This window comes from Muricauda brasiliensis (assembly GCF_003057865.1).
In the GTDB taxonomy this organism is placed as follows: domain Bacteria; phylum Bacteroidota; class Bacteroidia; order Flavobacteriales; family Flavobacteriaceae; genus Flagellimonas; species Flagellimonas chongwuensis.
The window spans coordinates 39,019-60,762 of record NZ_QBTW01000001.1; the positions used below are offsets into that span (position 1 = coordinate 39,019).

At 39.8% G+C, this 21,744-nt stretch carries 19 protein-coding genes and 1 tRNA gene; 3 read left to right on the forward strand and 17 right to left on the reverse strand.

Features of this window, described 5'->3' with window-relative positions; genetic code table 11:
• Positions 1-28 precede the first annotated feature (28 nt).
• From DCK90_RS00200 to DCK90_RS00255, 12 genes are all read right to left on the reverse strand, one after another.
• Entirely contained in the window at positions 29-1,102 is a 1,074-nt protein-coding gene (locus tag DCK90_RS00200) for an AMP-binding protein (protein WP_317046392.1), read from the reverse strand.
• Positions 1,077-2,039, reverse strand: coding sequence for a CPBP family intramembrane glutamic endopeptidase (locus DCK90_RS00205; protein WP_108244162.1), 963 nt, complete (start codon positions 2,037-2,039; stop codon positions 1,077-1,079). Before DCK90_RS00205 ends, DCK90_RS00200 begins: the two co-directional genes overlap by 26 nt.
• Positions 2,030-3,082 carry an o-succinylbenzoate synthase gene (locus tag DCK90_RS00210; RefSeq protein ID WP_108244163.1) on the reverse strand — a complete coding sequence of 351 codons (1,053 nt, stop codon included), beginning with the start codon at positions 3,080-3,082 and terminating at the stop codon, positions 2,030-2,032. The genes DCK90_RS00205 and DCK90_RS00210 overlap by 10 nt, the downstream gene beginning before the upstream one ends.
• 56 nt (positions 3,083-3,138) lie before the next feature.
• Entirely contained in the window at positions 3,139-5,100 is a 1,962-nt protein-coding gene (locus DCK90_RS00215) for a sensor histidine kinase (protein ID WP_108244164.1), read from the reverse strand.
• 544 nt (positions 5,101-5,644) lie between these two features.
• Positions 5,645-6,400 (reverse strand): LytR/AlgR family response regulator transcription factor, encoded by a 756-nt coding sequence (locus DCK90_RS00220; RefSeq protein WP_108244165.1) that lies wholly within the window; start codon positions 6,398-6,400, stop codon positions 5,645-5,647.
• A gap of 32 nt (positions 6,401-6,432) precedes the next feature.
• Positions 6,433-7,341 carry a 1,4-dihydroxy-2-naphthoate octaprenyltransferase gene (menA, locus tag DCK90_RS00225; RefSeq protein WP_108244166.1) on the reverse strand — a complete coding sequence of 303 codons (909 nt, stop codon included), beginning with the start codon at positions 7,339-7,341 and terminating at the stop codon, positions 6,433-6,435.
• A 2-nt stretch (positions 7,342-7,343) separates the two neighbouring features.
• Positions 7,344-7,943, reverse strand: a complete 600-nt coding sequence (locus DCK90_RS00230; RefSeq protein WP_108244167.1) for an SPOR domain-containing protein — start codon at positions 7,941-7,943, stop codon at positions 7,344-7,346.
• Positions 7,944-8,090: 147 nt separating this feature from the next.
• Positions 8,091-8,921: a CvfB family protein gene (locus DCK90_RS00235; RefSeq protein WP_108244168.1), complete on the reverse strand. Its 831-nt coding sequence runs from the start codon at positions 8,919-8,921 to the stop codon at positions 8,091-8,093.
• Positions 8,922-8,999: 78 nt separating this feature from the next.
• A complete protein-coding gene (locus tag DCK90_RS00240; protein WP_108244169.1) occupies positions 9,000-9,341 on the reverse strand; it encodes a DUF2853 family protein in 342 nt (113 codons plus the stop codon).
• A gap of 39 nt (positions 9,342-9,380) precedes the next feature.
• Positions 9,381-11,120, reverse strand: coding sequence for a 2-succinyl-5-enolpyruvyl-6-hydroxy-3-cyclohexene-1-carboxylic-acid synthase (gene menD / locus DCK90_RS00245; protein WP_108244170.1), 1,740 nt, complete (start codon positions 11,118-11,120; stop codon positions 9,381-9,383).
• Between the two features lie 55 nt (positions 11,121-11,175).
• Entirely contained in the window at positions 11,176-12,237 is a 1,062-nt protein-coding gene (locus tag DCK90_RS00250; RefSeq protein ID WP_234414534.1) for a chorismate-binding protein, read from the reverse strand.
• Complete coding sequence (locus DCK90_RS00255) at positions 12,218-12,640, reverse strand: PaaI family thioesterase (RefSeq protein ID WP_108244171.1); 423 nt, start codon at positions 12,638-12,640, stop codon at positions 12,218-12,220. The genes DCK90_RS00250 and DCK90_RS00255 overlap by 20 nt, the downstream gene beginning before the upstream one ends.
• A 62-nt stretch (positions 12,641-12,702) precedes the next feature.
• On the opposite strand from DCK90_RS00255, the gene DCK90_RS00260 reads away from it, so the two are divergent.
• Entirely contained in the window at positions 12,703-13,350 is a 648-nt protein-coding gene (locus tag DCK90_RS00260; protein WP_108244172.1) for an alpha/beta hydrolase, read from the forward strand.
• Between the two features lie 2 nt (positions 13,351-13,352).
• On the opposite strand, the gene DCK90_RS00265 is transcribed toward DCK90_RS00260, so the two are convergent.
• Both DCK90_RS00265 and DCK90_RS00270 read right to left on the reverse strand, forming a co-directional pair.
• Complete coding sequence (locus tag DCK90_RS00265; RefSeq protein WP_108244173.1) at positions 13,353-14,279, reverse strand: hypothetical protein; 927 nt, start codon at positions 14,277-14,279, stop codon at positions 13,353-13,355.
• Between the two features lie 77 nt (positions 14,280-14,356).
• The gene (locus DCK90_RS00270; protein ID WP_108244174.1) at positions 14,357-15,613 is read right to left on the reverse strand and encodes an NAD(P)/FAD-dependent oxidoreductase; all 1,257 of its coding nucleotides are present in this window, start codon (positions 15,611-15,613) and stop codon (positions 14,357-14,359) included.
• A gap of 131 nt (positions 15,614-15,744) precedes the next feature.
• On the opposite strand from DCK90_RS00270, the gene DCK90_RS00275 reads away from it, so the two are divergent.
• Entirely contained in the window at positions 15,745-17,295 is a 1,551-nt protein-coding gene (locus DCK90_RS00275; RefSeq protein WP_108244175.1) for a M28 family peptidase, read from the forward strand.
• Between the two features lie 113 nt (positions 17,296-17,408).
• Here DCK90_RS00275 and DCK90_RS00280 read toward each other — a convergent pair.
• Positions 17,409-17,484: transfer RNA gene (locus tag DCK90_RS00280), tRNA-His, on the reverse strand.
• A gap of 262 nt (positions 17,485-17,746) precedes the next feature.
• Here DCK90_RS00280 and DCK90_RS00285 point away from each other — a divergent pair.
• Entirely contained in the window at positions 17,747-19,840 is a 2,094-nt protein-coding gene (locus DCK90_RS00285) for an ATP-binding protein (RefSeq protein WP_108244176.1), read from the forward strand.
• Here the strand turns inward: DCK90_RS00285 and bshB1 are convergent.
• Entirely contained in the window at positions 19,837-20,559 is a 723-nt protein-coding gene (gene bshB1, locus DCK90_RS00290) for a bacillithiol biosynthesis deacetylase BshB1 (protein ID WP_108244177.1), read from the reverse strand. The two genes, DCK90_RS00285 and bshB1, sit on opposite strands and share 4 nt — an antisense overlap.
• A 7-nt stretch (positions 20,560-20,566) precedes the next feature.
• On the reverse strand, positions 20,567-21,736 hold the full coding sequence (locus tag DCK90_RS00295) for a trans-sulfuration enzyme family protein (protein ID WP_108244437.1): 1,170 nt from the start codon (positions 21,734-21,736) through the stop codon (positions 20,567-20,569).
• Positions 21,737-21,744: the final 8 nt, after the last annotated feature.

Sequence of the window (21,744 nt, forward strand, 5' to 3'; positions counted from 1 at the left end):
GATTTTTAAAGTTTTGAATGTACAAAACTTAGCCTATTTGTTCCAAGGTTTTTTTTCTATCCACCTTTCTTGTTGAGGTTTCCACAAAGGATTTCATAAAATACACTTGTTTGGGAACTTCATATTTTGATACCCCTTGCAAAGCCTTAATAGCTTTTAGTAGTCCTGCTTTATTCATTGGTTCACATTCCATTACAAGCACCAATTTTTCACCCAATCGGTCATCTGGTAAGCCCGCTACAAAGAATCGTGGCTCTATTAGGATTGAAAGCTTTTGCTCTATTTTTTCAGGAATGATTTTGATTCCCCCTGAATTGATTATGGAATCATAACGGCCCAACCAAAGGAATTGATTTTTGTTGATAAGCTCAACCACATCATTGGTGATGATATTACTGTCTGAAATTTTCGGTGCCTCAATCACAAGGCATCCTCTGTCATCTTGTGAGACAGAAACATCTGGAAGAGTTTCAAATGGATTCACTTTCTTTCCATCTATCTTTTTTACCGCAATGTGGGTGATGGTTTCCGTCATCCCATAGGTTTCATAAGCACGGACAGGCAATTTGGATAGCTCGTTTCTTAAATTCGAATCCACAGGGGCACCACCGATTATAATTTGGCCTACCCTATCCATTTGATGCATCGAATTTTGGACCTGCAAAGGTACCATGGCCACAAAATTATAGATGTTATCAGTATCGTTTAGTGGGCTTGAAGAAGGTTTTACCATATCTAAATGCAGCCCGAGAATCATGGTACGGACCAACATCATTTTGCCAGCAATACCCGTGCAGGGCAGACATAAAAGAGCTCTCTGTTTTGGTCCTAGCCCAAAATATGTACCTGTGGCCAAGGCCGAATTGACCATATGCTCTTTTTTAAGGACTATGATCTTTGGTTTTCCTGTTGACCCCGAAGTTTTAACTTGGACGGTAGACTCTTTGGAAGTCCAATCCAACAAAAAATCACCTATAGACTTTTGAAAAGGTAGGCCTTCTTTTAATTCTTGAGCGAACTTTGCAAGCCCTTCAGTCGAATAGGAAACATTATTTAATTGAAAGTCAGAGTGTATCTTATGCCAAGTCGGATTTTCCATCATTTAGTACCATATATTCTTCTCTGGACATAACTCTTCCAAAAAGTTTCTCCTTCCAGTTTTTCCAACCATACTTTTTAGAGAAAATAAACAGTAAAATTGGATAAATTACAAACACCGGAATTAATACATCCCATCCTAAAACCGGTTCGGAAACATCCCTGTAAATGGAATGGGTTCGGAATGCTGTCCAATCAGCGGTGACAAGGAGCGCCGTAAAGAAGTTGTTGGCCGCATGAAAACCCAAGGGCAATTCCAATCCTTCGTCCATTAATGTCAAAATACCCAAAAAGAAACCTGTTCCTATGTAGTAGATTAAGATGCCATACCCCAATTTATCAACCTCTGGATTGAGAATATGTAACAATCCGAACAAGGACGAACTCACCACAAAAGGCAACCATTTATTTTTTGATGCAATACCGATAGACTGCATAAGGTAGCCTCTTGTAAAATATTCCTCGAAGCTAGTCTGGATAGGTATAAAGATGATGGAAATCAACAATAGCACTAAAAATGGACCTGCTTCAAAGGAAAACTGGTAGTTTTCCGGTGATAAGTAAATATCCAAAAACACAAGTGCAGACGACACCACTCCCCATAAAACGAATGAAAATGTGATTCTTTTCCAATCGATTCGTCTTCTTGATGTGGTAAAGTCCTTAAACGAAAGTCTATGTATGAATTTAACAGCCACCCATAAACTTACCATGGCCGCAAAAAAGGTGAGCAACACCAATAAAAAGAAAAAGTTGAGGCCCAAGGTATCGGCCATATCCCCATAATCCGTGGATATTGAATTGATTGACTCCGCCTTTAAGATCATTGCCGCAATTAAGGGTATACCTCCCAAAAATTGCCACCCAATGATAATGATCAAAAATCCAACAAAATATCTCCAACGCTCGGTTAAACCTTTATATGCTTGTTCTATGTACATATTTCCTGTATTAAATCCATATTCCAGGTCCTCATTTGCCTGTAAAAAAGTTTGCCTTCGGAAACTTCCAAAGGACTATCAATATTATTGGTGAACAGACTTCCAGTTCCTAATCCTTGTGGCATTTTAGTGTTCAAAGAATACGTGAACTGTGCTATTGCGTTTAATCCAATGTTACTTTCCAATGCACTGGTTATCCACCATCCTATGTTGTTTTCTTCTACCAAAGCTATCCATTCATTACTGCCACCAATACCCCCCACTAAACTTGGCTTTAAAATAATGTATTGTGGTTGTATGGTTTGTAACAGTTTCTTCTTTTCCGTTACATCAAAAACACCGATTAATTCCTCGTCCAAAGCAATAGGAAGTGGAGTACTTTCACAAAGATTGGCCATTTCTTGCCATTGGCCAGCTTTTATAGGCTGTTCAATGGAATGTATCTTGAAATGCGACAGCCTTTCCAACTTTTCCTGTGCTTTTTTGGGTTCAAAAGCGCCATTGGCATCCACCCTTAGTTCGATGTCTGCAGGGGAAAATCTTTCTCGAATGGATTTTAGTATGGATATTTCCTTTTCAAAATCTATGGCTCCTATTTTCATTTTGATGCAACCGAAACCATCCTTTAGTTTTTGTTCCAATTGTTTGAGCATATAGTCTGTGTTCCCCATCCAAATGAGGCCATTGATTGGAATCGGCGATTGCTTTTGGGTGAAATCTGAAGCGAATAATTCAAATGGATCGGTGGATTGTAAGGACAACAATGCCTGTTCAAGTCCAAACTGGATGGAGGGAAACTCTTTAAGTTGATTCAACAACTCTTCCTTATCCAAATGGATGTTGGCACAGGTCCACTGCAATTTTTCTTGGTAATCAGGTCGGTCATCCACGCTCAATCCACGTAAAATACCACATTCTCCTATACCAAATCCTTTTTCACTTTTTATGATAATGAACCAGGTTTCCTTTTGCGTCATAACCCCGCGCGAAGTACCGCTGGGAACTTTAAAATTGAGGGTATACTTTTTATAGGTTGCTTTCATGGAGTGGATTCAAATTTAAGTTTTTTTTGAATCCTACAAGACCGGATAGGGCCAAATCAACTAAAGTTGAACCAAAAACGGACTCCTTCAACCTGCCTGTCCACATTTAATTTGGATTGAAGCTGATTTACCAATCTGTTGATCAAACGAATACCCATTGAGGAGTTTGATCGTTCATCGGTATCATCCGGAAGTCCTACGCCATTGTCGGTATACTCAAAATAGCCCTGGTCCCCGTTTTTACGAAGGTGAATATAGATTTTCCCGTTGTCATCGTTTTCGGGAAAGGCATATTTAAATGAATTCGACACAAGCTCGTTCAAGATCAATCCAAATGGAATCGCGCGGTCAATATCAAGCTCGGTACCTTCCGCATCAATGGTGATACTGATATTGTGTCCGCCCTTCTTGTAAACGGATTGCACGCTATTGATCAAACTTTCAATATATCCTTGCATCTCAATTACGGAGAGGTCATCATTCTGATACAATTTTTGATGAATCAATGCCATGGCCTTCACCCTGCTCTTCCCTTCTTCCAAAGCAACTATTGCTGCTTTGCTACGGGTGTTCTTCGTCTGTAAACTCAATAGGCTGCTCACCATTTGAAGGTTGTTCTTAACCCTATGGTGGATTTCTTTCAACAATGAATCCTTTTCTACCAGAGAGTTTTCGATAATATGTTTTTGTTCGGCGATCAATCGCTGATTTTTTATACTTTTTAGATAGGCATAAACCAGTCCAGCAAAACCCAACAAGGTAAATATCAATGAAATAAATACTAGGTTGATCCGCTCATCCTTGGCTTTCATTTCGCTACGTGCCAGCTCGTTGATACGCTTTTGCTCGTCGATAAGCCTTTGGGAATTCTCTAAATCTTCATTGGCCACAATGGTCACCAATTGTTGTTTGATCAATGCCGATTGTTTTTTTGCCAACGAATCCTTTATTCTTTCGTTGCGTTTGTAGTAGATGGAAGCATTCTTGTAATTTTCCACCTTATCATAAAAAGCCGCTAAAAGACTGTTCCTTTTAATGATTTGAAGCACGGTAATATTGTCAAACTCGGTATCCAAGTGCTTTTTTGCTTCGGTAAAGCGTTCCAATTGCAGATTGGCCTCGGCCAAGAACATGGTGTTCTCCACCACCTCACTCTGATCATTATTGTTCGGTGATTTCTTTAAGGTTTCAATGCTCGTTTCCAATAGAGGTATAGCCTCCTCATATTCTCCCAGCATTACATGGCATTTAGCAATATTCCCCTCTATTTCTGCTTTTAGCAGTTCACTTTCGAATATGTCCGATTCACTCTTTTGAGTGGAGATATCGTTCATGTACACTCCAAGGTAGGAGTTCGCTTTTTTAAGCTCGCTCAAAGCCGTAGGTGCAGAATCATCGAGACGTAAATAATTGCCGACCTTGCTATGGTATTGGGCCAGCTTAAAGCTTTCGTTGTCGGCAATGGTTGGCTTTACCTCCATTATATATTGGTTCCTGGCCTTTCTGTACAAACCAAGATTACTGTAGATGTCGTAAAAGGAAACGTTATTGGTGAGGCCCAACTCTCGTTTTTGTTTTCTTATTTCGATTTGTTTATCGAACAATTGAAGATTCGCGTAGTTATCGTCGAGCACATCCAAAACAATTTTCTGAGAATTTGAGTCCAATGAATCTTTGACATCATAAAGTTCCTTTGCCAAGGCAGTACTCTTGTCGTATTCACCCAAGTCGTTGTAAACCTGTGCCTGCATCACCTTATAAAGTTGTGAAGCAGTGGTATCGGAGGTTTTTTCGGCATTGGAGAGGTAAATCTTGATGGTATCCAACCAATCGTACGCGGAGTTTACATTGTATCGATCTAGAGAGTTGAAAAATACTTCAAACCGTTGATCAGCATTGTCTTTATCCTCAAATTCGGTAAGTACACTTTGTTCCTCTCCGGTGGTTATTTGAGCCGAAGCGGTAAAAAGAAAAACAAAATATACTATGGTAAATAAATATCTTACGTAACGTCCCATTAATTTAATTGATACAGTGACCGCCGAAATATTCCGTAAGCCCTATATTATTATCGTGCCCTTTTTTCCTTTATTGTACCCGATATCCTAAATCAATGCCAAAATTGAACATTATGTGAAATTAAAAGGTATGGGGTATATAAAGAACGCTAGTTTGACTACAAAATTAAATTGCAAGCTATAGACTTGACCGTTATTGTTGTGAAAGTGTTGTTTTATGTTGTGAAACAATCCAAACAGTATGTGAAGTTGCAGTTTATCGGTGTTTTCTGCTTTTTATGGAATCTTCCTGAAAAATAGGACACTTGTGAAATTGAAAAAGGCCCTGCTTTTTACAACAAGACCCTTTTACGAGAACACTATATGAAAATGAAAAAATTACTTTCTGAATTATTAACACTGCTAAAATATGACCGATTCACCTATCAAGAAAAATATTGTTGCGAACTCCTAAAAAGTTGTGGTCTTTCTCTTTTAAAAGTGTTGTAGTATAAAAAAAGCGCCCTAATGGAGCGCTTATATATTTTGTTAAATCTCTTTGACATCAGCTATTCATCGAAGAAAGGATAAACTCCTTAAAGTCTTTTGAAATAGGTATCAAGTTATTATTGATCATAATATCTTTTGAGTTGATGGCATCTATGTGATCTACGTTAACGATATATGACTTATGCGCCCTATAAAACTTATTCTTCGGTAATTTCTCTAAATAATCCTTTAAGGGGGAACGTACCAAAAACTTTTTATCAGCCGTATTTACTTCCAAATAAACGTTATCGGCCTTAATAAATTGAATATCACTAAACTGGATTCTGTAATAAAGATGTTGCTTCTTGACAAAAATAGAATCTTTCAATATGGAATTGGATGTTATCTCGTCTGCTGCATCGTCATCCGCTATCTTCTGATTACCTTTTTTTTCGTAGTTAAAATTGGAAAGTGCTATTTCTATCGAGGTATAAAGATCTTGTTGTTCAAAAGGTTTTACCAAATAGCCATCTGGTTTTACTGTCTTGGCGTTCTCTACCGTGGCGCGGTCTGAGTTGGAGGTAACAAATATGAACGGGATGTTATAGGTATTGCGGATATGCTTTCCAAGGTCGATACCTGTTTTGTCCGAGGCCAAAATAATATCGATAAGGACAAGGTCCACATGATTGTTTTTCAATACGTCCACGGCCTGCTCATAAACAATTACATTGTCCACAATTTCATAGCCGATTTCCTCCAACATGGATTGCATGTCATCTGCGATGATGACATTATCCTCTACGATTAAAATTTTTATCGGATGTTCCAAGTTCCTACAAGTTTATTTGGTTGTATTCAAATTTACAAAAAAATATTAACAGATATTAAGAATAAAATAGCTAAAAGAAAGGTACTCAGGGCCACTTTTTTCAATTCTGGATCCAAATCTCCAGGATTTTGTGTCAGCTTCACTTTACGTAAATGTATCAAAAGGGGAACAAATGCCAACATAAAAAAAGACGTTTTCCAACTTAAGTCTTCTATCCAAATATACAATGCGAAACAGCACAAGGCCATCAATATCAAGAAAAAGTGATAACGCTTCCCATTATCGAACCCCATTTTTACAACCATTGTTATCTTACCGTGTTTTTTGTCCGATACGGCATCTCGAAGATTATTCAGGTTCAATACCGCAACACATAAAAAACCAATGGCAACAGCTGGTAATACATCATTCCAATCTAAGGATTTTGTATAGAGAAACATGCTGCCCAATACCCCGAGCAATCCAAAAAACAGGAATACGAACAAATCCCCCATCCCTCTATAACCATAAGCATTGGAACCAACAGTATACTTTATAGCGGCCCAAACGCTTAAAAGACCAAGTACAAAAAAAATCAGTATGTAAAAGAAATTCTCAAAGCCAAAAGCCAAATAAATAAGTGCTATGGCGATTAGCATACTTATAACAATGGAAATGATTATCCCTTTTTTGAGGGAGTCCCTGGTTATTGAACCACTTTGGATGGCCCTAACAGGCCCTATCCTATCTTCGTTATCGGTTCCCTTTACCCCATCACCATAATCATTGGCAAAATTTGAGGTAACCTGAAAGCCAACAGTGGTCAAGAGGGCCAAAATAAATATAGTACCATCGAACTGGCCTTCCATTACGGCCAATCCGGTGCCTACAATGATTCCCGAAAAAGAAAGAGGGAGTGTGCGCAGTCTAGCAGCTTGTACCCAAGCCTTAGTGTTTCCCAAGATTAATACGGATCTTCTATTTTAACTCTTTGGCCATCCTTATAAGATGCTACGAATGCATCTTGGAAACCCATTTGCACCAATTGTTTTCTAAATTTCTGAGCTTCTTCCAAAGTCTCAAAATTTCCCAGTGAATAGGCATAAAAAGGATTGGTCTTTACAAAAAGTGTATTTGTCAACGCTTCGGAGGCCAAGGTCACATTGTTTTCGACAAATGATTTTACTTGGACTGAATAGATTTTTTCTTTGTTCAAAAACTCTTTGGCCAAGTAAAATTCCTTTACCAAGCTCAACTCTTCGTTCTGGGATTTCAGATTGTTTATTCTTGCCTTTATGACATCCAAACTATCCAATGATACCAAGACGTTGCTTTGGTTTTCGAAGGACTGCTTACTGCTCAGTCCGGCCGTAAACGATGTAATGGCCAAGGTTCCGATTACAAAGAGACCTACAAAACCCAACAAAATGTTTCGCTGTAGTTTAATCTTTTTTAAATCTTTATTTTTGAATTTTATTTGATCGAGGAGTCTCTCGTTGATAATCTGGGCCTTGTCTATATCCTTATGAAGGTCCAACAAATCGCTTTCTTCAATAAAAGGCATATTGTATAGGGAGTTATAATTATGCGCTACGCTAAAAGCATAACAACCAATAAGTTAATCTGAATTGTTACAAAAATAAAATATTTGTTCAAAGAAAAAAACTTTATGGCTCTAAAGCTTGCAATAATCTGCTCTCCAGGACTTTTATTACAATAAATAGATGCCATCTTCTTGAATGTTTATTTTTCGCTGTCGATATAAAATGCCCGCTCCTTTTTTGAAAGCTTTTTTGCTCATGTGAAGGGTGCTCATGATTTCATCAGGTGATGATTTATCATGCAAGGGTAAAAATCCTTCGTTCTGTACAAGCTTATCCAAAATCATTTTGGCCGTGGGTTCAAGCATTTTTGCACCAATAGGCTGTAAGGAAATATCCAGTTTTTTATCGTCCCTTACATTTTTGATAAAGCCCTTTAGGTAATCACCAACATTGACCGGCTTAAAAATGTCGCTATCAAATATGAGTCCTTTGTGACGATTATCCACGATTACTTCCCAACCCAATGGAGTCTTTCGATGCACTAAAAGGTCGACTTCATCATTTTGTTGGTACGCTACATTTTCATTGGATAAAAACTTATCTACCCTGCTCGAACCGGTCAAGCGCATACTCTCTTCGTCCATATAACAATGAACAATATATGTATTGCCTTCCTCCATGCGTTGGGACTGTTCCCTAAAGGGGACAAGTAAATGTTTCTCCAACCCCCAGTCCATAAAGGCACCATATGCCCCCACTTCTACTACTTTTAAATGGGCGAATCCGTTTCGAATGATTTTGGGCTTCAAAGTGGTCGAAATCGGACGTTCCGCATTGTCCAGATAACAGAACACCTCCATTTCTTGGTCAATTTCAAAATCCTCGGGCACATATTTGTTCGGCAAAAGTATTTCCGTGCCTTCATCATCTCCCAAAAAAAGTCCTATACTAGTGCTCCTGAGCACCTTAAGGGTGTTGTAGTTTCCCAATTCTATCATAAGGCAAAGGTAGCTGTAAATTATGGGTATAAAAGAAGCTGCCCTAATTTGGACAGCTTCTTTACATGGTTCGTAATCTTAATTATAAACCGATTCTTTTCCAAAGTGTTTTGTCAACATATAATAGATGACAGCACGATGTTTATTTTTTTCCGATTTTCCATACGCATCAATAACGCTGTTAACGGATTCCATTAAAGCTGGTGTCTCCGCCAATCCCAATTTCTTGATCAAGAAATTGTTCTTTACCGTTTCCAGTTCCTTTTCGTCAGACCCAGAAACTTTGGAAGCATCCAAATTATAAATAGCTGGTCCCAAACCTATGGCAACTTTTGTCAACAAATCCATATCTGGGGTTTGTCCAAATTTACTTTTGATGTCCTCGGCGTACTTTTCAATTAATTCGTCTCTTTTACTCATAGTGTGTTAGTGTTCTTAATGGATTTTATAGCTAGGCTTCTAAGATATAAAATCGAAGTACCCAAGCAAAATTTTATTGTTCAAAACCCGTGGTGTTGCGACTTCTAGGATTTTTGGCCTTTCCGAGCTTGAATAAAATTCCTCCAATCCAACCTCTAATTCATTCTCGTTTTTTGCTGTGATGTGGTCAAAACCATACATTTCTGCTAGATGCTTTGCAGATAGTTGGTGGCTGGTCTCAAAAAAGGTCTCAAACTCTTCGGTATCCTCCTGGCCCGGTAAGATCCTAAAAATGCCACCTCCCGAATTGTTGATGAGTACGATTCTGAAATCAGGTCTCAAATACTTGTTCCACAGCGCATTACTATCATAAAAAAAACTAAGGTCGCCTGTGAGTAAAACGGTTGGCATGTTACTGTAAATGGAACTGCCTATAGCTGTGGAAGTTGTGCCATCAATTCCACTTGTTCCACGATTGCAGAACACTTGCAAGGAAGGGTCCATGGCAAAAAGTTGTGCATACCTTACCGTGGAGCTATTGGCCAAATGTACCTGATACCCTTTGGGTATGGTTTTAATGATACGGTCAAAAGCCATAAAATCGGAAAATGGAATTTCCTTCAAATAATCCTTGCGCTTTTTCTCGTAGTTATCTTTTCTATGTTCCCAAAACGTTTTAAAATTGCTCTCATCAGAACCATTTGCCCCCATTCTTTTAAAAAATTGATTGGGATTGGCTTTGATGTGCTTTGTCAAACAATAAAAAGTGTCGTTGGCTTTCTTGGTATCAATATGCCAATGCTGCTCGGGTTTGTACTCCCTCAAAAATGCCTTTATTTTTTTGGAAACGATCAACCCTCCAAAGGTTACCAAGAGTTCGGGTTGCAACTTTTGGAAAAGCTCTTCCCTGCTTTCTGATTTTTCAATCGGTGCGATAATACTGTCTATGCTCTCAAAAAAATCTGGATGATGCAGGTTGGATGTAGTCTCGGTGAACAACACGGTGTTTGGGTCGTTTGCCAACATTTCCAAGACCTCTGCTTCAATGACACTGTGGCGATTAACGCCAACCAAAATCATTTTTTTAGAACTGTTGCTCCAAATTTTGGACAACTCATCCCAATTTTCTTCCGTAGAGGTGCCTAAGCCTGTCTTAATTTCAATTCTTTGTATCTGGATAGAAGGCTCTTCTACCCTTCCATACAAAGGCTCTTCAAATGGAATATTGATATGAACGGGGTACTTTTCACCAAAAGCAACTGCCAATGCTTTGGCAATCTCTTTCTCGTTATGCGTCTGCACCTCTTCCTGACTATTTTCCAACAAGGATTCTCCATATTTTGAAATGGTCTTGGTTGCATGGGAAACGTCCTGCTTCAAATTAGCAGAATAGCCAATATGCCTTTCCAGCACGTTTTCCTGTCGTATGGTCTGTCCATCACCAATATCAATTCTGTAACTGGGTCTGTCGGCAGATACCACGACCAATGGAATATCACTGTAATAGGCTTCCGCAACGGCAGGGTAAAAATTCAACATGGCACTACCCGAAGAGCAAATCACGGCAACGGGTTCTTGTATGTGCTGCGCCATGCCCATCGCAAAAAAAGCGGCACAGCGTTCATCTACAATGCTAAAACAGTTGAAGAATGAGTTTTTGGTAAAACTTATGGTCAATGGGGCATTTCTGGAACCTGGAGAGATAACAATATTTTTAACACCCTTTGATTTAAAATAAAAAACCAAGGTCTGTGCAGCGGGTATATCTGAGTACATCATGGACTACAAAAATACATCATCTGGATGGTAAAAAGCCTAAATAACCAGCATCAATTTACAGAACACCCAGCATAGTCTTGCTCTTGTTCTGGGTCTCTATCCATTCGCTTTCAGGATCAGATGCTTCCGTGATTCCGCCACCAACAAAAATAGAAGCAATATCAGTCTCCAACTGCATACACCGTAGGTTGACGAATAGGGACAGCTCTCCTTGAGCCCGTAGATTCAACTCTCCCAAAAAGCCCGTGTAGAAGGTTCTTTGGTAATTTTCGTTGGCCTGTATAAATTGCTGTGCCTCTTTGGTTGGAATTCCGCATACGGCAGGGGTTGGATGTAAAGCCTTGATTACTTCCTTAACCTTTAGGTTAGGCAGCATGGTTCCGCTTACCTCCGAGCGCAAATGCCATAAGTTACCGGCTCGTACGGACTCTGCTTCATCTATTTCCAAACGTTCCATGGTATGGGCCAATTTATCGCCAATATACTCGGAGACCATCTGTTGTTCCTCGATTTCTTTGTCACCCCAATCGGGCTTTTTGTTATCGACATAGGGTAAGGTAGCGGCCAACGACATGGTCTGTAATTTCTTATCTTTTATCTTCACCAATGTTTCTGGAGTTGCCCCGCACCACGTTCCAACTTTGGGGTGGTAAAAAAGATACCCAAATGCGTTTGGGTAGGTATTGAGAAGTGTTTCGAATATTTCCAGAGGTGACTTGGAAATGGGCACCTCGATTTTTCTTGAGAGCACTACTTTTTGCAACCTTCCTTTTTCAATTTCCTTGATGCCATTCCTTACCAAATCCATATGGGCTCCTTTCCCTGATTCATCCAGAGAAATAGTCTTTGTGGATGGTTCGTTTTCGGTTCTGAAACTTCCCTCCAACACATTATCCGGCTGGATAAGGACTGCGTTGCTTTCTGAATTGAACGGTGCAAAAACGAAGCCTTTCTCTGTAAAATCTTTGGAGTGATGTAGTGTATTATTCGACTGAAAAACGCCGTGAATTTCAATTTCATCAGGTTTTCTGTACAACGCAAAAGGCAAGCCTTCTTCGAGACTGGCCTCTGCCCTATCCCATATCTCCTGATAATCCTTAGTTTTTGGGTAGCGCAATGGTGGTCAATTTACAGTTGGAAATCAAACGGTCCTCCTCGTCGGTGATTCTTATCTCCCACAGTTGAGTGGTTCGCCCTTTGTGAAGAATGGATGCCTTGGCATATACAAAGCCTTCCTTTATGGAACGGACATGGTTTGCCGCAATTTCGATTCCACGAACAAAAAACTTTTGTCCGTCCAAGAAAATATAGGATGCGGCGCTTCCCACGCTTTCAGCCAAAGCCACCGATGCTCCTCCATGTAGAACGCCATCGGGTTGGTGAACTTTGGGCGTGACCGGCATTTTGGCCAAGAGAAAGTTTTCCCCAACATCAATATAGGTAATATCCAATGTTTCCATTAATGTGCCCTTGCAAATTTCGTTGCAAACAGACAGAATCTTCTCTTTATGCTCGTTCATCCTTCTACTTTTTTGTAAAATTACATAAAGCTTTGCCAATATCTAAATAAGCAATTTTAAACATGTCCAATACCGAGAAGACTGTTACTTACACTGCCGAAAACACATACCTGACCCAGAACGATTTAACCTCCAAAACCAAGAATGTATGGTTGGTTTTTCATGGAATAGGCTATTTGAGCCGCTATTTTGTGAAATATTTTAAGGGATTAAATACTGATGAAAACTACATTATCGTTCCCCAAGCACCGTCCAAATACTATCTGAAAAATGAGTACAAATATGTTGGTGCCAGTTGGTTGACCAAAGAAAACACGGCTGCAGAAGTAAAAAATGTCCTTAATTATATTGATGCAGTGCTTGAAGCCGAGAGCATACCAAAAGATGTAAACCTTATTCTCTTTGGATTTTCGCAAGGAGTTTCCGTAGCTACCCGATGGCTAGCCAGCAAAAAGGCGAATTGTAAATTAGTTGCATTATATGCCGGGGGCATTCCTAATGAATTAAAGCCCGAGGATTTTGATTTTATGGATTTCGACGCCACAAAGATTAAGATAGTTTATGGCAATCAAGATGAGTTTTTGACACCGGATAGATTAAAAGGTGAAAAAGTGAAAATTGACAGACTGTTTCAAAACAAAGCACAAACCTTGGTTTTTGAGGGTGGACACGAAGTGAAGCCTGAAATTATTGAAGGACTGACGAAATAAGTTTAATTATTTGTCTCTTGGTTTGCCGTTTCTTCTTCATAATATTCGATATTCCTTGTAATATATGTGTTATTGGGCGTTACAATTTGTTTTACCCAATTGCTCGGTGTGTGATTATCGAACTGAAAAATGTATTTATCGGTAGATTCTGTGTTCACTGTTTTTTTCACCATTCTGCTCAACTTACCATCAGTATAATAGTAAAATCTCTTTTTCTGCGATACAAATTCTTTCCCTGCTACGTCGTATAAAAAGTCTTCGCTGGTCACCACTTTTCCGTCTGCATTAAAAACTTCTTCCAAGGCAGTATTGGGCCCACCGTCGATATATTCTTTGGTCAACACAACCTTTTGGGTACCATTTGGTCCCTTTTTGGTAGAGGTTCTCACGGTTTTCTGCAAAATTCCATTGGTAAAAGTGCTCACTGTTTGCTCGTTCTTTACCTGGGAGTATTCGAAAGTAGTCTCATCAACCCCTTCATCGTTTGAGGAAATCATTTTTATCAATTTCCCTTCGTCATCATAATGGTATTGTTGCTGCTCCAAGAACTGTTTGTCGTATGAGATGATTTTTTCGATAACCTTTCTGTTGGGAACGGTATCAATCTCATAGAAATTGGCCATGGAAGTAGACTCGTCCAAAACCTTGCCCTTATAACTTTCCATTCGCTTCTCCATTAACTCTCCATTATCATATTTATAATAGGTAATATCCTGGTCGGTGTCGTTGTACTGGGTTATGGTCCTTGTCAATGTGCCATCACGATTGAACTCGAAAAGTTCCTTGCCGTAGTCCGTGGTTACCAAGCATGACTTTACAGGGCCTTTAAGGTCAAAATCCTCTACTTTGAAAATTTGGATTTCTTGGGACCAAAGTCCAAGCACCTGTATCAATGAAAAAAGGGAAAAGATGGTGTAGTGTTTTTTCATGCTGTAAAATTACTTGTAAAAAATTCAACTGAAAAATCTGAACCGCATATATCCTGCCAGAATCAACAAGAAATTTCTTAAAATTTACGCAGGGGATTAAATGGGGAAATATCCATAGAAGTTTTGATCCCAGATATAATTTCGGTAACCAATTTGCCTGTGGCAGGTCCAAGGCTCCATCCCATCATGGCATGGCCTGTAGCAACAGTAAGGTTACTTAAATTCTTTGGCTTTCCAATGTAGGGAAGACCATCAGGTGATACGGGACGAAGTCCACATTTTGCATTCTTTTTTGCCTTTTCCGGAATTTGAAGTCCCTTGTAATAATGTTCAACGCCCTTAGCAATGGCCTCTACCCTCTCTTTTCGGATAGTATGATTGATACCGGAAAACTCCATGGTCCCCGCAAAACGGGTAAAGCCCTCCATTGGGGTTACAGCAATCTTTTTCTCCATTAATATGGCGGGCATTGTAATGTTTGTAGGTTCTTCTACATTGATTCGATATCCCTTCCCGGCCTGCAACGGCAATTTCAGATTTAATTTTCTCGAAAGTTCTGATGTCCAAGACCCCGCGGCAAAAACAACTTCATCAGCTTTATAGGATGTGCTTGCTGTCTTTACCTCGGAAACTTTTCCTTCTGATACAGATATATCTGTAACCTCTTCATTTTTATGGATAGCCACACCGGACCTTTGCAAATATTCCACCATCCTTTTCATGATCAAAGGTGGTGTGGTGTGCCTGTCACATTCCCAAAGTATGGCACCCTCCGCATTAAAATCAACCCCTGGTTCTATCTTTTTAAGTTCCTCTTTTGAAAGATGCTTTCCAACTAAACCCATTTCAGCTCCTTTTTTTACAACTTCCATTTCATGGTCGAACGCCTTATTGGTCTGGTAGACCATCATCAAACCTTGAGCTCCAATGTTAAAATCCCCTAGATCACCGGAAGCCCGAATGCCCTCATATAACTCCCTGCTCAAAAGGTTGATATCCCTAATAACGGGCATTGCCTTTTCTACCTTGGCCTTGGTTGACGATTTTTTGAAATATAAGGTCCATCGTAAAAAATCCAAGTCTAACCGCGGCTTCATATAAAAAGGACTGGAAGAATTGAACATATATTTCAACCCCTGCGTAATCATCCCCGGTGAAGCCAAGGAAACAATATGGCTCGGGGTAAGGTATCCTGCATTTACGAAGGAAGCCCCGGAAGTAATATCCGATTTGTCCAAAACGGTTACCACGTGTCCTGCCTTATGTAAATAGTATGCGGTGGAAAGTCCCACGATTCCACCACCGACCACAACAACACTTTTGTTCTTGCCCATCACCAAACTTTAAGGTATTCATCAAAAGAGCAGCCAAGATACATAAAGGCCTTGAAAATGTTAATCGGAACAAAGGGATTTCTTTATCAAACTTTTGACTATTTTTGGAAGATTTTGAAAAATACAGACGAATGAAAAAATTATCCTTACTGGTTTTGGGCTTGGCCTTAGCCTGCAATTCTTCACAAAAAACAGTTTCAGAGGCTCCGAAACCAGTTGTTGACCCTGTTCCCTATGCGGAAACGATAACTCAAGACGACCTCAAAGAGCACTTATACACCTATGCTTCGGACGAGTTCGAAGGCAGGGAAACTGGTACACCCGGCCAAAAGAAAGCGGTGGAATACATTAAAGCACACTACCAATCCTTAAATGTTCCAGCTGCACAATCCAGCGGCGACTATTTTCAAAAGGTCCCTTTGGAAGTGTCAAAAGTTCCCGAAGGCAGTTTAAGCATCAACGGTACATCCTTTGAGGTTGGTGAAGATGTATTGACCTTTGCACAAGCTAAAGGAAACTATAATTCAGTAGTTTATGCCGGGTATGGTATAGAAGATGGTGACTATTCTGACTATAGTGGAATTGATGTGAAAGGAAAGTTTGTTTTGATCAAAGCCGGCGAACCTGTAGATGATAGCGGAAACTATGTGATTACAGGGAATATGGAAAAGTCCGTTTGGAGCAACGCCTCCGAAGCGATTGGAAAAAAACGTGACATTGCAAAAGAAAAAGGGGCAATCGGTGTACTGTATTACGATATGTTGAGCTTTCCTCGATTCCAAGGCTATTTTCAGTTTATGAAAAACAACAATAGTGGCAGAATGCAACTGGCAGCCGATGGTACCGATGAAATCCTTATTTATTTAAATGAGGATGCCATAAAGGCCTTGAAAAGTGATATTGAGGAGGACAATGTTCCCAAATCCATTTCTGCCGATATAGAAATGGATATCACCAGCGGAAATGATCAAATAGACTCGGAAAACGTTGTCGCCTTTATTGAAGGAACGGAAAAACCTGATGAATATGTGATTATTTCTTCACACTTGGACCATATAGGAATAACAGGTGATGGACAAATTAATAATGGTGCCGATGATGACGGTTCTGGAACCGTTGCATTGCTTGAGATTGCCGAAGCCTTTAAAAAAGCTGCCGATGAGGGCAATGGCCCAAAACGTTCTCTAGTATTCTTGCATGTTACAGGCGAGGAAAAAGGTCTGTTAGGTTCTAGATATTATACCGATGTTGACCCAGTTTTTCCATTGGAGAATACTGTTGCAGACCTAAATATTGATATGATAGGGAGAATTGATCCTAACTATGAGGGAGCCAGAAACTACCTGTATTTGATAGGTTCGGATAAATTGAGTACAGAATTGCACAATCTGTCCGAAGAGGTCAATAAAAAATACAGCAATATTGAGTTTGATTACACGTATAATGATGAGAACGACCCCAACCGTTTTTATTACCGAAGCGATCACTACAATTTTGCCAAGAACAATATTCCGATCATTTTCTATTTTAATGGTACGCACGCGGATTACCACCGCCCTAGCGATACACCGGACAAGATAAACTATGATCTTTTGGAAAACCGGGCACGTCTTATTTTCCATACGGCTTGGGAAATCGCCAACAGGCCATTAAGATTGGTGGTGGATAAAGCTGCCGATTAAACTCCGAAAGCTTAAAAGAATAAAAGCCCTCAAAATAGAGGGCTTTTTTATTATCTAAGGATAAAAACAAAAAAAATCCCAAACCAAAATGGTTTGGGATTTTACAAACTAAAGGGTGGAAGACCGGGTTCGAACCGGCGACCTCTGGAACCACAATCCAGCGCTCTAACCAGCTGAGCTACAACCACCATTTAAAGCGGATGCAAAAATACTTTTTTGTTATGATTCAACCAAAATATTTTTAAAATTCCAGTGATTTATTATTTCAATCCATATCTCTTGCCATTCCAACCTTCTGAAAATGTGATGGTCAATTATAAATCCCTTGAGGTATAATTTTCCGATAAAAAGCACGTTTTTAAGACCAAACACACATTTTTGAACATTTCACAACAATTAATTTCCAAAATCGTGTTGTCAAATTATTTTTGCCACATATATTTTTAACTGGGTGCTGTCAGAAAAAAACCTCATAATCAACCGTAAAAAGACACTATATTCCATAGTGGTTTGCACCCTTTTGCTCTGTACCTCGTCCTCAGTTCAAGCACAATCTTCCAACGAAAGAGATAGCTTGGCCTACAAGCTACAAAGTCTCAAATCGACCAATAGGTTCAACCCTAAGGATACGACCCATATCAAGCTTGTGGCCGACCTTGCTTTCTCTTATCAATATTTGGACAGCGATAGTTTATATTCCATCGCCAATAAAGCACTGGAATACAGTAGGGAAATCAACTACCCCCACGGCATTATCAGGGGACTCAACGCACTGGGATCCTACCATTACAATAAGGGGAACAGAGACAAGGCCATTCCAATGTTCAAAGAGGCACTTGAACTTGCCAAGTACATAGGTGACATAGATTCCGAATTGTCCATCATTAATACCATGGCCCAAAACTATAGCTTTGAAGGAAACTATGCGGAAGCCTTGAATCTTAACCTTAAGGGAATAGATTTGGCCAGGGAAATCAACGATCAATCAACACTATCTGTACTCAACGAAAACATCGCCGGCTTATACGCTGACCAAAAGGATTTTAAAAATGCACTGATGTTTTATGACACCGTGCAAAAATTCAATAGAAACTTGGGCAATGAGGTCGTGGATGCAGAAACACAGAGTAACATGGCTTCTCTTTATAAAGATGCCAAGGACTATAAAAATGCAATGTTCAATATCAACAGAAGCATTGTCACGTTTGAAAAGCATAAAATTTATGACTGGCTTGCATATGCCTATCAAGTGAAAGGAGATATTTATCTAGATCAAAAAAAATACAAATGGGCCCTCTATTGGTATGATCAAAGCGATATGCTCTTTAAACACCAGATTGAGGATGACCGTATTCAAATTCAGTTGATGAATGGTATGGCAAAAGTATATTTTGGATTGGAAAACGATAGCCTATCCTTGGTATATGCGAAAAAAGGATTGGCCATGTCCAACAAGATCAAATCCTTGCAAGGTCAAATAGACTGTTCTGAAACGTTGTACAAAGTCTACAAAAAAAAGGGTGACAATACAGAAGCTCTGTCCTATCTTGAATCTTTCAAGACCTTGTCCGATTCATTGTTTATGGACAAGAACAAGCAAAGTTTATCACTGTTGGAAACCAAGTTAGGGTACGAACAAGAGAAAAAGGAATTAATCGAGGCCAACGAAGAAGCTCTTGCCAAGCAACGGAATTACATCTATTTCTCCGTTATCATACTTTTGATTTTGAGTATCATCACTTTTGTGATCAGAAGGAGTGAAAATATTCAGAAAAAACTGAACAAAGAGCTTAAGGACAAATCGCAGGCAGTGACCCAGCGTGAAGCCCAGTTGCATGAAATCAATAAAACCAACACCAAGCTCTTCTCTATAATTGGTCATGACCTGCGCGGCCCCATCGGAGGTCTACAGGGTATTTTGAAAATGTTTACGGAAGGAGATATCTCCACAAAGGAACTGGTCTCCTTCATTCCTAAACTAAAAACGGATGTGGACAATATATCCTTTACATTGAACAACCTTCTTTCTTGGGGGCTTAACCAGCTTAACGGTGTGGTTACCAAACCAAAAAGGGTTTCCTTGTCCTATTTGGTGAACAATAATATTAAATTACTTTCAGAGATTTCCCAGAGCAAATCCATAAAAATAATCAATCAACTTCCTGAAAATCCACGAATTTGGGCCGATAACAACCAAATTGATATTGTAATAAGAAATATTTTAAGCAACGCAATAAAATTCACCCCAGAGAATGGGCTTATTACTATTGAAGCCGAGGAGAAGGGCGATATGTGGCAAATTTCCATTAGGGATACCGGTGTTGGTATGACCGCTGAAGTGCAAAGGACCATTTTCCGGGATTCTTCCAACATTACGACGTATGGTACCAATAATGAAAAAGGGACAGGACTTGGTCTTTCCCTATGTAAGGAGATGGTACACAAAAACAATGGTGAAATTTGGGTAGAAAGTATACCCCGTAAAGGCACAACCTTCTATTTTACCCTTCCAAAGGCCCAAAACAGATATCAAAAAGCCTCTTAGATCAAATCATCTAGGCTGTCCACACCTATGTAGCGTTCCACTGTGAAGCCTTCCGCGTATTCCACACCAATTATTCTACCTAAATCTCTAGCACGGTAATTTACACTATCGGTAAAGTTTTTGCTACTAATCGGTGTTTCCGGTTCTTCGCTGTCTGGATCATAAAATTGGGACCCGTAGGCCATTATGGCCTTGGTCTTTGTATCAATAAATCCAGAAACATCAACCACAAAGTCCGGTTCCAGGTTTTTCCACTGGATAAAATGATAGACCAACTTCGGTCTCCAAGCTTTTTGCCACTGGTCGTCTCCGTCCATTTTGGTCTCAATTTTCATCAAACCGCTTAAAAAGCAGGCATCGCTTACCAGTTTACTTCCTTTGCCATGATCAATATGACGGTCCTCGATAGCATTGCAAAGCACTATTTCCGGCCTATATTTTCTAATAATCTTGATCAATTCCAATTGATGCCACTTATCGTTCATAAAAAAACCATCGGCAAATTCCATGTTTTCACGCACGGTCACCCCTAAAATTTCTGCAGCCTTGGTCGCTTCTTTGCCTCTGATCTCTGCAGAGCCCCGGGTTCCGAGTTCGCCACGGGTCAAATCCACGATACCTACTTTTTTTCCTTTGGAAACTTCCTTTGCTATGGTGGCACCTGCCCCCAGTTCGGCATCATCTGGATGCGCTCCGAATACTAAAATATCTAACTTCATAAGAATCTTAAGCCGTAACGGTCATGGATTTTACCTTGGCTATTGCCTGTTCAATATCCGCTATTAAATCTTCCGTTTCCTCAATTCCAAGGGAAAAACGAATCAAAGAATCCTTTATCCCCTGTTTTGCTCTGTCCTCCAGACTCATCAATGCATGTGAAGTTTGTGTCGGCGAAAGCACAGTACTTTCGATTCCTGCCAAACTCATAGATGGTTTGATCAATTTTAACTCCTTAAAGAATCTGGACGCATCTATTTCTGGGTTCAATTCAAAAGAGAGCATGCCTCCAAAACCTTTCATCTGTGATTTGGCCAATTCGTGCCCGGGATGGTCTTTTAGTCCCGGATAATATACATTGTCCACATCATTGTTATGCTGAAGGTATTCGGCCATCTTCATGGCATTTTCATTTTGGGCCTTTACCCGGATGGCCATGGTTTTCAAACTACGATCCAATAACCATACGGTATAATCGCTCAGGCTTCCTCCAAAACAAATCGCAGTTTGCCAAACCTTGTCCATGTTTTCTTGTGATGCCGCAACAACACCGGCACAGATATCGGAATGTCCGCCCATATATTTGGTGGCACTGTGCACCACTACATCAATTCCAAAATCAACTGGATTTTGGTTGATGGGACTGGCAAAGGTATTGTCGATCATTGATAAGATTCCTTTTTTCTTGGCCAAATCCGCCACGCCTTTCACATCAGTAATGGTCAATAAGGGGTTTGATGGGGTTTCTAAATACAATACTTTGGTATTGGGTTTGATTTCTTTCTCAAAATCTTCTACTTCCCAACCTGTGGTAAATGAGTACTCAATGCCAAATCTCTCGAATTGGCTAACGGCAAAATGATACGTACCGCCATAAATGGTCTGCTGAAGCACAACATGGTCCCCAGCTTGAAGAAAAGCCATCAGAGCGGTACTGATTGCGGCCATTCCACTACCAAAAATCAAAGCAGCCTCGGTATGCTCCAAGGCTGCCAGTTTTTTGCACAATGCCTCTTGATTGGGCGTGTTGTAATATCTTGGGTATCTTTTGATGTCTACATCCTCAAATTGATAGGATGTACTCATATATAAAGGGGAAACAGCTCCTTTGAACTCCTTGTCCTCCAACTCCCCAACGTGGGTGCAGATGGTATTGAGTCCTTTTTTATCGTTTTTCATGTTGGTTT